Genomic DNA, 11,935 nt, shown 5'->3' on the forward strand with positions numbered 1-11,935 from the left:
ACGCCACCCCCGCAACTACCTGGCCTTCCACGGCCTCGCCGCAGCCATCTGCTGCTACAAGCGACTCATCCGCATCACCACATAGGACACGGTCTTAGGCCAGCAGCAGGTGCTGGATGACCCGCCCGGGGTGTGCGGGCCAGCCGCCGCGAGGCTTCCTGGGACGGCACTCACCGAGGCGCCCGGTGCCAGCGCTTGCTGGAGGCGTGCGCTCGTGAAACGCAGGTAGCACGGCACTCTGACAGACCGTGGTCGTATGATCGGCGTATCTGTGGCGCTCCGACAATGCAGCCCTGTTAGGGACGGAATCCGCCTGGGCTTCCAGGATTGCGGGGCGCCTGCGCCCGCCACGGTGCACGTAACTCAAACTCAGGACACGGGAGAAATCCATGGACGGAATCCACTGGCTGCCGGAGGATTGTGACGCCTACTGCCTGTTGCTCGTTCGTGGGATCGACGTGAACGAACTTGTCGCCCGCCTGGGGCACGACGGTCAAGCGATGATCGCCTCGATGACCTCGGGCGAGGCATTCGAGTACTCCATGGACAAGACGCCTGTAGCGCGCCTCGGCACCACAGGGGACTGGGCGTTCTCACTGGAGCAGTGGAGCGCCGAGGGCATGGAAGCCAGGAATGCCCTTCGGGTATCGGCGGGAACAGAGTGCATCGCTGTCCTCAATAGCGGAATGCCTCCCGTGTGGTTTATGCACGCGGTGGATGGCGAGATCGTAGCATTCTTTGAGCCGTCGGATGCCCAGGAGGTAGTAGACGAGTCTGGCCCCCTGACATACGCGTCCGGACTCGTGGCCGCGGGACTGGTGGAAGCCGGTGTGCCGGAAGGGGTAGCCGAGGAAAATTCCGAGGTGCTTCTGCTGAAACTGATGGAACGGCATTTTGGGGTCGACCTGCCTCGATCCTCCATTCTAAGTGCCTCACTCCCCGCTATCTCGTTCCCTTCCAGGTAAACGAACTGGGGCCGGGAGAACGACCCCGGCCCCAGTTCTCATGTGCTCTCTAACCCTAGCGGGTACGAACCCAGCAGATCTTCGTCAGATCAGTGCATTCCTCGAATCCAGGGGCCAGCAGGTAGTAGGCGTCCTTGTCGATGATGCGGTTGTTGGGAACGAAGTGGAGGCCGATCCGGTTGGCCGCACCGCTGTTCTCGTCACCCGGCAGCGAGGCTCGACCGCACGGTTCCTTCCACGTGTTGGGACGGGCGTAACGGGTGTCCTCCTTCAGCGTCCATTGCTCTCCAGCCGTCGGCTTCTTCGCGTACAGCTGGAGACAGCCCGTGCCGAGCGTCAGGCCGCCCCCACCGGTGGCTACCGGCATGGCTCCACTCTGGTAGGTGGCTGCGAACGGGAACTCGTCACAACTGGGTCCACCGGGCCTCGTTACCCCCGAGTCCGGATGCTTTAGGAACTTCCCATCGCCGTACTTGTTGCAGACGACCTTGTTGCGGTTGTAGTCGGCCTTGGCCGAGTCGGCCAGATAGGTGAGGGGTTTCTTGTGCGGGCGGCTTCCGGGGTGAGACGGCAGCTTCTGCTGGAGAATCCAGTAGAAGGCCGCAGCCGACGGGTTTTCGGCAGTACCGACAACATAGGTGGGGATGTAGCGTGAGAACACACAGCCGGGCTTTCCGTCGGTGTTCTTCGCTTCAAGGTCGCAGCGAATGTTGAGCTCGGGCTTGTCGCGCTTGATGGGCGTGCCCGCGCCGCTGTCCATCGTCCCCTTGAACGTCCAGCTGGGATATACGTCGCTATGGCCGGAGGTTCCGGTCCACTTCATCTCCTTGAACCCACTGAGCGTGTGCCGATCGCCGGTCTTCCAGGTTTGGCTGTTGGTCCACCGAGTAGGTTCGCTCTGGCAGGCACCGAGGCAGTCGAAGTCCATGTCTAGTGTGACGGCCGTGATTCCCGCCGTCGACTTCATGTCAAAGGAGACAGTCTGCTGGATTACTGCGGTCTTGAGGTTGAGCTGGATTTCATGCCGGTAATCCCATATGGCTTGGCCTGTGGGCCGACCGGCGGTGATGCGCTCAAGGATGAGCTGACCGGTCATGCATGCATACGTCCTGGTGTAGGAGACGGAGTGGTTGGCCAGCGAGCATGCGACGGGTTCGGCTGCACTGCTGGCTGCCCTGGCGCCGGCGTCAGCTTCTGGTGCCTCGGCTCGCTTTCGTTCCGACTGTTTTTCGGCCGGTTCCGGGCTCATGGGGGCCGGGCCCATGCAGATGACTTCCTGCTTGGCCTCGTTGACCGTTCGGCATTCCTTTGAGACCTTGGGTCCGATTGCGCTGGGGCTTACCAGCGAGGATTTCGCCGCGGGAGCGCCGCGGTTCGCCGCCACGTTCAGGTCGAGGAAGTTTCCGGGAATGATTTCCGGGGGTTCGACGGCCGCAGGCGCCGGTGCGTTGGGGTCCGGGTCGGGGAAGCGAATCTCCGGGATCTGAGAGAAGTCGCCCCCCTCGAAGGCGACTGCGTCGAAGGCGATGTCCTGGTCACCGGTCCCGTCGCCAGTGATCGTTGACAGGCGGACCTCAGGGTTGCCTTCGAAGCGGTAGGTGCCGATGTCCACCCATCGGTTGCTCTTCCCGGGCTGGGAGACCTGCTTGGAGACCCAGCCTTCAGCTGTTTTGATCTCGTAGTTCGCCTGCTTGGTGTGTGCACCGTGGTCGGGCAGGTGTACCCAAACGCGGGCGTCTCGTTCGGCCAGTGGTGCGTTCAGCTTCCACGTGCCGGTGATCTTTAGGCGTTCGCCCTTGGCGTCGGCCTTCCTGGTGTGGCCGAAGTAGAAGTGCCCGCCGAAGCCGGCGCCGAGCTGGTGGAGGTCGACTTTCGCCGGCCATTTCACGTAGCACAGCGAGCAGGCCGTTTCACCCTTTCCGAAGTCGAAGGTGAAGGTGCCTTGGTTGGTCCAGGAGTTGTTCGGGCATCCTGGGCGGATGACAGCAGTTCCTTGGGCTACGTCGTCGACTATGCGGGCGCCAGCGGGCAGGCCGCTGGTGGTGCAGTTCGGCGGGTAGGCGGTGCCGTCGGCCTCCTCGGCCCAGCTGACCGGGAAGCGGGTGAAGTCGTTTCCGCAGGAGAAGTCGCAGTCGTTCTTCCACTGCACGGACTTGTGCCACCAACACTTGTAGTCCACGTCACGGATGCAGGGACCGGCTCCGGTCTCGTTCTTGGCGCCGTCTCCGATCTTGCTCGGGTCGCAGCTGTTGTCAAGCGGTGTGCAGAACAGGTTCTCCGGAGGCTTGGCCTTGGCGCGGTGCTGAACTGCGGAGCCCTCGATGCTGGCTCCACCCTCCTTGCCGTTCCACCAGGCCGCGATGAAAGCGGGGACCATCTTGCCCGGGGACTCGAGGAAGGACGGCGGGTGAGCGGCGAACCCGAGGACCTTCTCCTGGTACGGCCAGTCCTGAGGGTGCGCAGCATCCGCTGCTTCTTCGTTGCCTGCGTTGTCCTCCATGAAGGGTGACCGGCCGGCATCCCATTCGGGGTTAGCGGGGTTGTTGGCCCATCCGAGCCCCCAGGGAGAACCGTCTCCGTTGTCGGGGTAGAAGCCCGAGTTATAGGCCCACAGGGCAAAAGTCCAGTTTTCAAGCTTGGCGGAGTTGCCGTTGTTGACCTTCAAGCCCGCACTAGTGGTCTGGTGCCACTTGTCCGCGAGGATTTGCAGACCGGCCGCCACGTTGGCGGTGTAGTCGAGGGCGACGGCACGCTGCTTCTGGTAGTCCCAGGCCGCACCGCCCTTCCCATCTTCGCGTCCGGCCAGACGCATGTGGTCGGTGACCTGGGTAATGCCGTAGCCACAGTCGGCTTCGGCCCAGTTGATGTCCCAGTCGTTGGCCGCGTTGCCGTCGTAGAGATCGATGCCGTAGTAGTTGCCGATCAACGGATTCGCCGTGACACCGGGAACCGCGACGCGGGACGCCTGCCACATGTTCGATTCCTGGGCGGTGATGCCGAGCATCACCTGCGCGGGAACCGTGGCTCCCTTGAGCAGATCGGAGGGGTAGGGGAACAGGGTCTGCGGCTGGTAGGCCGGCATGCCCAGGTTCTTCCAGTTCTCCGGCCGACTGACGTGCTTGTCGAGGTTACCGCGGATGGCCTGGTTGACTGCCCACTCGACCTGCCGCGGCTTGGGCTGCATCGCCTGGTTCCGAGGGTCATTGCGCGGAACGGAGCACACACGCTCAGATTCCACGATCTCGTTGGGCGTTCCGGCGGCGAGAGCCTGCGGCGCAGCGGCCTGGGGGGCCGGGCTCGCTGACTTGGGCTGTGCCTGAGGTGCCGTCACGCCGTCGGCCTTGGGAGCCTTGAGTGCCGGGGTGCGTTCGCGCCCTTCTTGGATGCGCGGGCTGGTCCGCTGGCCGGGGGCGACGGTGAACGCGGTTGTGCCGCCGCTGTCCAGGACGGTCATCTGGACCTGGACGGGGCGCCCTGCGGACGGGTCCGCGCCGTGAATGAGGGCACCTTGGCCGTCTGCCCACGTGGTCTCGCTCAGCACCGCCTCGCCGCGGGTGGAGACCTTGGCGTCCTTGGGCGTGCTGGTGAGGTGACGCACGGTCTTGGGCAGCTTCTTGCCGGAGGCTGGCTTGGCTTTGCCCGTCAGGTAGACGGTGCCGGCGTTTCGCGTCAGACCGGTCTCGGCCAAGGGACCCTCCGCCAGGACCGCTGCGGCCTTCTTGGCGCCCGGATTTGTGATCTGAGTGGCTTCGACGTGCTTGACCCGTGCCACCTTCGCACCGGCCTTCTCTGGGGTCTGGTCGAGGAAGACGAGGCCGCCGTCGGAGTCGGGCGTCAGTCGGTAGGGCACCGCGTCGGTGGCCACGACGGGCGTCTTGTTGCCCTTGACATCGACCTTGACGACTTGCGCGCCCGCGGCTCCGACCACAGACCCGTCGGAAGCCGGTACCGACGAGGTGACCTGCCCCGTGGTTTCAATGGGTTGGGAGAGCGTCGACGTGATCGTGTCCAGTTTGAACAGGCGGGTGGAGGGCTTGTCCTCGCCGCCGGACTGTGTAAGGACAGCCTCTTCGCCCGTCCCGCAGCCGGGGTTGTAGTACGACAGGGAGACCTGTACAGGCAGCTTGGTGACGTGCCCGGTCTCCAGCTCCACAACCGCGGCGAACGCGCCGCGTGCCATCAGCTTCGGTGTGTTCGTGAAGGTCCGCGGCGCGTACACCACCACTGCGCGTTTGCCCGAGGCGGTGACACACGCGTTCCCAATCCATGAGTCTGTGTCAAACCCGGGCTCGGACAGCGAGGCGACAGTGCTCCAGGAGTAGCCGGCGCTTTCGTGGGCCGTCAGGAGATGAAAGCCCTGCGCATCGGAACTGGTCGTCCAGGCTATGTCCGCCGACTTCTTCCAGTCCTTGCCAAGGACCCTGGAGCGCTCCTCAGCAGGCACCTCGAACGGCTTCGCGGGAGCAGGCGCTGGTCGTGGCTTTTCCTCGGCCCAGGCCGTGGCCTGGAGGAGTCCGGCGAACAGCGCACCAGCGGCCACCGCCGCTGAGACTGTCCGTGCTTTCCTACGTAATCTCAACTTTTCTCCTCGCTGGAAACCGCTCGCACCCCCAGGGGCGAGCACTGTGCCCGCTGCTCTGCGAGCGGGCCTTCGATGAGCGCCAAGGGTCTTGGCGGGTTGTACTTGAGGTGGGCCCAGACAGCAGGCCGCACGGTCGTGGAGCCTTCACCAGGGCGGAACCCCAGCGGCTGGCGGGCGTGCATCCGAGAGAGGCGGGCTGTGCGCTCAGCGGCGCAGGGCCTCGGCCGGAGGGATGCGGGATGCCCGCCAGGCGGGGTAAATTCCCGCGAGAAGGCCGGTGGTCAGGCCCAAGACAGGGGCGGCGGCAAGGGTGATCGGATCCAGAACCGGGGTCCACTGGCGGGCCGCAGATACCAGAACAACGACCGCGGTGCCGATCGATGTGCCGATCAGGCCGCCGATAAGTCCGAGAGCGGTGGATTCGGAGAGGAACTGCAAGGTGATGTGGCGCCCGCGTGCGCCGAGTGCACGGCGCAGACCGATTTCTCCGGTTCTTTCCATTACGGCGACCAGGGTGGTGTTCGCGATGCCGACGGCCCCGATCACGAGGCATACGGCGGCGAGCAGGAGGAAGAGGGAGCTGAGGTCTCCGCCGACTCCGGATCTCAGGGTCTTGGGGTCGGGGGGCGGAAGGGCCTTGAAGTATTCAGGGTGGTCCGGGCGCAGGGCGAGGGCTGCCTCGTTGGCAATCTGGGTGGCGGCGCCGAGGCGGGTGGAGATGAGCATGGTGGCGCGGTCGTCGCTGGGTGGGCCCCAGATGCGTTCTGCAGTGGAGCGTGGGATGAGGACGGACAGCAGCAGGTCGGGCTTGCGGTCGACGTCCTCGAGGACGCCGATGACGGTGAACGGAGTCGTGCCGACGAAGATGGCAGGCTGGCTTTGTACATCCGTGATCCCGAGCCGGTTCGCGGTTGCCGAGCCGATGACGGCTACCTGTTGGCGTTCGCGGTCGTGGAAGGCGTCGAACGGCTTTCCCTGTGCCATGTGAGGGCCTGCGGCCTGGAGTGCTCCCGGGGAGGCAGCCATGACTTGTGGGCGCATGTCGTTTCCGTCGGCTGCTATCAGAGAGGTGCTGACTTTCTGGTCGGTGCGCAGACGCACCTTCCAGAAAACTCCGCCAACCGTGACTCCGTTGAGTGCTGCGATGCGCTGGTCGGCGTCCGGAGTGAAGGACAGAGGAACGTGGGTGCTGTCGCTTCCGCCTGTGTCCTGCACGGTCACTTCCGTCGCGGTGAGCCGGCTGAACCGGGCGTCGATCTGAGAGGCGGCGGTGCCGGTGAGGCCGAGGACCGCGATGAAGGCACCTACTCCCAAGACGGTGCCCAGTGCGGTGAGGGCCGAGCGCGCCGGGCGTTGGAGTACGCCGGCGAGGGCCTCGGCACACAGATCACGTGCCGCAAGACCTGGACGACGAGCCTTTGTACCGTCTTTGCGGGCTCGGTGACTGCTGCCGTGTGCGGTCATGCGGTTACCTGCTCGGCAAGAGGATCGGTGAGACGGCCGTCGCGGATCGTGACGGTGCGCTGACCCCGGGCAGCGACCTGGGGGTCGTGGGTGATGGCCACAATCGTCGCGCCGTCGAGATGGAGCTGGTCCAGGAGTTCCAGGACGGACTCTGCCGTGGCGGTGTCTAGGTTTCCGGTGGGTTCATCGCAAAGCAGGAGCGAGGGCTCGGTGACCAGTGCCCGGGCGATGGCCACCCGTTGGCGTTCTCCGCCGGAGAGCCTGGTGGGCAAAGCGTCCAACCGGTGTCCCAGGCCCACGCGGACCAGCGCGGCGTCGGCACGGGCGCGTCGTTGCGGGCGGGGAACTCGCTGATAGATCATGGCGAGCTCGACGTTTTCACGGGCGCTGCGGTGCTCCAGGAGGTGGAAGGCTTGAAAGACGAAACCGATGCGGGATCCCCGCAGGGTGGTGCGTTCCTTGTCTTTGATGCTGGTGGTGTTAATCCCGTCCAGCAGGTAGGCCCCGTGGGTGGGGGTATCTAGCAGGCCAGCGATGTTGAGGAAGGTTGACTTTCCCGATCCGGATGGCCCCACGATGGTGACGTACTCGCCGCGCCTGACCGTCAGGTCGCAGGGGAGCAGTGCGGGAACGGGCGGAGGCCCGGGGTAGGTCAGTCCGGCAGAGTCGAACTGAATCACCGGGGGTGTCCGCTCTGGGTTCACCGCTTGCCGCCGCTCGGTGCAGAGGCCCGTCCCGCGCCGAGGACGACGCGGTCACCGGGCGCAAGGGTGCCCGATACCGGTGTGACCTCCACGTAGCCGTCACCAGTCATCCCGGTGCGAATCTCCACACGGGCCTGCTTTCCGCCGCTGGTGACGACGGTGAGTGTCGTACGGCCGTCTGCCTGGGAAGAGACTGCTGCGGTTGGGACCACCAGAACCGCGCCTTCAGATGATGCGGCGTTGATTGTCAGCCGGACGTCCTGGCCTGCGAACTCGGCGGGCAGCGGCTGGTCGGGGGTGATTTTCACCTGGAAGCGCTGTGTCGCTTCGGCGGCGCCGGCTTCCTTGCCCGTCGGGACTGGCGCCGGTCCCACGGACGCCACCGTGCCGACAGCCCGCCCGCCGCTCCTGTCTGCGAAGATATCCACTTTCTGCCCAGGTCGCACCGAGTCCTTCTGGTAACTTTCCAGCGCTCCGTCAATGCCGAGTACCCCGGCTGTGATCGTCATCAGTTTCTCGGTGGCAGTAGCGCCCACGACCGCCTCGACCGAATCGACCCGCACCGGACCGTCCGATACGAACACCGTCTCGGCTGCCGGCAGCACCACCGTCGGCGAGGTACCCGTCGTGGCAGCGGACGCGCTGCTGTTCGGCGGCTCGCCTGGCTTGTCAGCACCCGGCTTGCCTGCCGCGCCTGCCTTCATTCCGGCGGTGGTGGGGGCGGTATAGCCGGCAGCCTCGTAGAGAGACCTGACTGCGTTCTGCGTACCTGGGCCGAAGGTGCCCGAGGGGTCGGTGCCACGGCGGTAGCCAAGTTCGGCCAGGGCCCGCTGCAGCTGCACCACGTCCGGGCCGACGACGCCTGCAGTCAGGTTCCTGTAGGCCGGCAATGACCCGCGTAGCGCCAGCACCGGGCGACCAGCAACTTCCACTAGAACCGAGCCGGGCTTCACCATGTCGCCGGGCTTCGCCTTGACCTTGGTCACCACCGCACGGATGGTGTCCCCACTACTCAGCCCGGCCGACAAAACGTCAATCCGCTGTGAAGCGGCGACTTTACCGCGGGTGATCAGCGAGGCGGATAGTACCCTCTTCTCGACAGGCGCCGTCAGCACGTCGGGAGGCGGCGGCGCGGTTTCTGCTGCAACCTGCGCCGGGGACTTCAGCAGGGTCGCAGCTCCAGCGCCGATTCCAGTCAGGGCCATAGTTCCCGCGACAACGCCGGTCAAGATTCGGCGGCGGCGCACGAGTCCCCCGCGCGGCGGAGCCGGTTGCCGGTGTGAGGGGGCGTCATTTCCGGGTGCCAAGGTTTTCGGCGCGTCAGCGGGCTTGAACATGTTGCGGCTCTCCTACTTTTCGCCGGCAAGTACGTCGGCTACCGCTTTGATCGAGGCGTCGAGCTCCTTGCGGGCCTTCTCCAGCGTCTCGGCGTTCTTCTCAAGCGAGGCGGTCTGTAGCTTGGCCTCGGTCTCCCACCAAATTTTGGCCACGTGGGTACGGTTGCGGCAGGTGATGTCCGCCGTGGCCGTGGCGATCTCCTCCGGAGTAACTTCCTTGCCACTGAAACGTGAATCGTCACTCGCGTCCAACGGCTGTTTGTAGTTGTAGCCTTGTTCCTTCATGCACGACGACCATTCCTGGGACGCGGCGATTACCTTCGGATCCTCCTTGGACCGAGTGAAAGCTTCATTTCCAAGCTTTTGGGCTTCTTCGCCGTACGAAGAGGCGCCGGTGCCCAGTTTGGTGCGTGCTTCACCGATGCACACTTGAAGTGCTTTTCCGTCCGGTCCTTCTGGTGAAGTGCCGTCTACAGCACCCAAGTTTACTGCCTCGTCATAGGCCGCCTGTTCGGCATCATCGGGTTTGTATCCACGGCGCTTCGCCAGTTCTCCATCGTGAATCCCGTATCGCCAGTCAGTCAGCGTCTTAGGGCCCATCTTTGGAAGTTCCGGGGCTGGATTCCATTGATCGTACCCAGCCTTCTTCATGCAACCGTCAATCAACAGTCCTTTCGCTCTTGAAAGCTGGCTGCGCTGATCGTCAGACAGAAGGTAGGCCTCCATCGGCAGCGTCCACGTTGCAGGATCTGCTTCATTGAAGGAACGGGAGGGCACCGGGCGGAGTTGTGGACCACTGGACGATCCAGACTGTTCAGAACAGCCGACAACGGAACCAGCGAGGGCGCACGCAGCAAGTACCGCCGCTACCCTTTCCGGGGAAGTGAAACGCATCAGAGATTACCATTTCCTAATGATAAGGGACGGGGCTAACGCCTCACTTCGAGCATCCAATTTGTGGATTTTCACGCCTCGGGCTGGTGAAGCCTTTAATGGCGTGCGCGTTTGCCCCGCGGGGCACGCCTCTTCCTGGCCCCACGGGGCAAACTTCAACTAGCGATCAAATGCGGAACCGCCATGTGCATCGCCTGCAAAGTTTAGCGACTCGGGTGCATGAACAACACGCTTTCGCACCCTTTAAACCCGCCAGGCGAAGGAGGCGTTATTGTTCTTTGTGTTGTACAGGTTGCGGATCAATGCAACCTCGTCTTTTGCGCCTTTGTATCCACTGTTGTAGTAGACGTCGGCAAAGTAAGTGGCGTGGCGGTTTGCTGCAGAGGCGGCATTATTCTTGACCCCCTCACCCGAACCAGGCCATGGATTACTTACCCCGAACATGCAGAAATTCAGGGGCTGCTTGCCGGATGTTAGGGCGTAGCGCTCATCGCTGAAATCCCAGACGTTGTAGCCAATATTTCGATAGGCGCCCTTGAATTCCGAGTTGTACCAGAGGGTGAAATGGAAGCTGGAATATCCTGGATCCTTGCAGACTGTGTCGTTGAAATGGTTCTCATACTGGGTAGACGCGGCATTCGCCGGTGGTGCGGAAATCATCACGCCAACCACGGCAGCCACAAAAGCAGCGGATCGATATCTACGGAGATGGGTCATTGTGTTCCTTCACATGTAATCGGTGTCCAGTGCGCACAGATTGCCGATTTCCGATGACCGGCGACCCTTTACCTGTGCAGTGCAGTACTGATGGCCCGGCAGTTCAGCCGGGCCATGGCGCACTACATGGTCAGGGAGTCGGCCTTGTCGTTCCACGTGCCGCCCGGTACCCCGAGCGTCGTCAAGTCGTAGCAGCTGCCGGCGGGGATGTGCATCGACGGATCCGGCATGAAGTCCCGGAGTTCGACGAGGGTCCCGCCTAACTAGGGGCGGTTAACACAGATGGAACTTTCCTGGTCACGGAAGTTCCAGTCGCTGAGGTTCTTGGTCCCGCTTGCGCTCCACTGCAGTCGGCGGCCGGTGTAGTTGGAGTGCTTCCACAGGCAGACCCAGCCGCTGGCGCAGTCGCCCAAGGCGAACGTCGAGGCCGGCGCCTGCGCGCCGAGCGCCTTGCGCTTGGCGGCCGTCTCCTTGGAGAGGGCGGCGTTCTCCTTGGTGAGTGGAGGCGTCCGCCTCGGTCTGGCTGTCGAAACAGCGGACTTCACCGTTCGGGCGCCTCGGCACAGACCTGAGCCCCCTGCCAGTCGTTGGCGAGGTTGATCTGCTTGCCCTTGTACGTAGCGATCACGGGATTGGAGCCGGTGATGGCGGAACGACCGGTGCGGACGGCGAAGGTGCGGTAGCACCTGCGGAAGGTGCCATCAACAGAACAGCGCTGGCAGCGGCAGCTGTAGCAACGACGACGCGAAGTGAACGCATGTGATTTTCCCCCTGATTGTCCGCCTGACGGCGGCCAATTACTCGACCACGACGTGGATCCTGCGCCGGGTAGGCCAGGAGAATAGGCAGCATGACGAGAGGGTGAAGTGATCCAAGTCACATAAGAATGTGAAGTGTCGGCGATTCGGACTCCTTTTCGAAACTTCGTCCGGATTGCATTCCTTGCTGCTTCGGGAGCTGGCCTGCCCGGTCCGTGACTCCTCGGATGATGATGGACACCGATGTCACCGGCGTGCCTGCGTTCCCGGAGTCTGCACCTCCTGGGCCGCCGGCTCCCTCTGCGGCCTCCGCAGGCCCGCTTCTGTTCCCGGTGCGGGTCGATCAGTTCCCGTGCCAGCTCGGGGATGGCGGCCAGGCCCTTGTCCTGCACCGCGACCAGGCGGCCGACCGTCTCCTAAGACCGTGTCCTATGTGGTGATGCGGATGAGTCGCTTGTAGCAGCAGATGGCTGCGGCGAGGCCGTGGAAGGCCAGGTAGTTGCGGGGGTGGCGT

Annotated in this window: 8 protein-coding genes; 1 reads left to right on the forward strand and 7 read right to left on the reverse strand. The window is 64.0% G+C overall.

Annotated elements, in window-relative coordinates:
- Positions 1 to 389: 389 nt before the first annotated feature.
- Positions 390 to 965 (forward strand): DUF6461 domain-containing protein, encoded by a 576-nt coding sequence (locus IH80_RS41295; RefSeq protein WP_030966221.1) that lies wholly within the window; start codon positions 390 to 392, stop codon positions 963 to 965.
- Positions 966 to 1,020: 55 nt separating this feature from the next.
- Here IH80_RS41295 and IH80_RS0136835 read toward each other — a convergent pair whose 3' ends face one another.
- From IH80_RS0136835 to IH80_RS43215, 7 genes are all read right to left on the reverse strand, one after another.
- Positions 1,021 to 5,505, reverse strand: coding sequence for a hypothetical protein (locus tag IH80_RS0136835; RefSeq protein ID WP_063757382.1), 4,485 nt, complete (start codon positions 5,503 to 5,505; stop codon positions 1,021 to 1,023).
- Between the two features lie 246 nt (positions 5,506 to 5,751).
- Positions 5,752 to 7,011 carry an ABC transporter permease gene (locus tag IH80_RS0136840; RefSeq protein ID WP_078906940.1) on the reverse strand — a complete coding sequence of 420 codons (1,260 nt, stop codon included), beginning with the start codon at positions 7,009 to 7,011 and terminating at the stop codon, positions 5,752 to 5,754.
- Positions 7,008 to 7,715, reverse strand: a complete 708-nt coding sequence (locus IH80_RS0136845) for an ABC transporter ATP-binding protein (protein ID WP_030966225.1) — start codon at positions 7,713 to 7,715, stop codon at positions 7,008 to 7,010. The genes IH80_RS0136840 and IH80_RS0136845 overlap by 4 nt, the downstream gene beginning before the upstream one ends.
- Entirely contained in the window at positions 7,712 to 9,052 is a 1,341-nt protein-coding gene (locus IH80_RS0136850) for a peptidoglycan-binding protein (RefSeq protein ID WP_078906941.1), read from the reverse strand. The genes IH80_RS0136845 and IH80_RS0136850 overlap by 4 nt, the downstream gene beginning before the upstream one ends.
- A 12-nt stretch (positions 9,053 to 9,064) precedes the next feature.
- The gene (locus IH80_RS41605) at positions 9,065 to 9,778 is read right to left on the reverse strand and encodes a hypothetical protein (RefSeq protein WP_234432513.1); all 714 of its coding nucleotides are present in this window, start codon (positions 9,776 to 9,778) and stop codon (positions 9,065 to 9,067) included.
- 411 nt (positions 9,779 to 10,189) lie between these two features.
- The gene (locus tag IH80_RS43210; protein ID WP_234432514.1) at positions 10,190 to 10,627 is read right to left on the reverse strand and encodes a hypothetical protein; all 438 of its coding nucleotides are present in this window, start codon (positions 10,625 to 10,627) and stop codon (positions 10,190 to 10,192) included.
- Positions 10,628 to 10,926: 299 nt separating this feature from the next.
- Positions 10,927 to 11,208 (reverse strand): peptidase inhibitor family I36 protein, encoded by a 282-nt coding sequence (locus IH80_RS43215; RefSeq protein WP_158943829.1) that lies wholly within the window; start codon positions 11,206 to 11,208, stop codon positions 10,927 to 10,929.
- Between the last annotated feature and the right edge of the window lie 727 nt (positions 11,209 to 11,935).

It is taken from the genome of Streptomyces sp. NRRL S-378 (assembly GCF_000720645.1).
In the GTDB taxonomy this organism is placed as follows: domain Bacteria; phylum Actinomycetota; class Actinomycetes; order Streptomycetales; family Streptomycetaceae; genus Streptomyces.

Excerpts from the sequence above, each read along its gene's own strand:
- IH80_RS41295 (WP_030966221.1), top strand. The coding sequence starts at position 390 with ATGGACGGAATCCACTGGCTGCCGGAGGATTGTGACGCCTACTGCCTG.
- IH80_RS0136840 (WP_078906940.1), bottom strand. The coding sequence starts at position 7,011 with ATGACCGCACACGGCAGCAGTCACCGAGCCCGCAAAGACGGTACAAAG.
- IH80_RS0136850 (WP_078906941.1), bottom strand. The coding sequence starts at position 9,052 with ATGTTCAAGCCCGCTGACGCGCCGAAAACCTTGGCACCCGGAAATGAC.
- IH80_RS41605 (WP_234432513.1), bottom strand. The coding sequence starts at position 9,778 with ATGGAGGCCTACCTTCTGTCTGACGATCAGCGCAGCCAGCTTTCAAGA.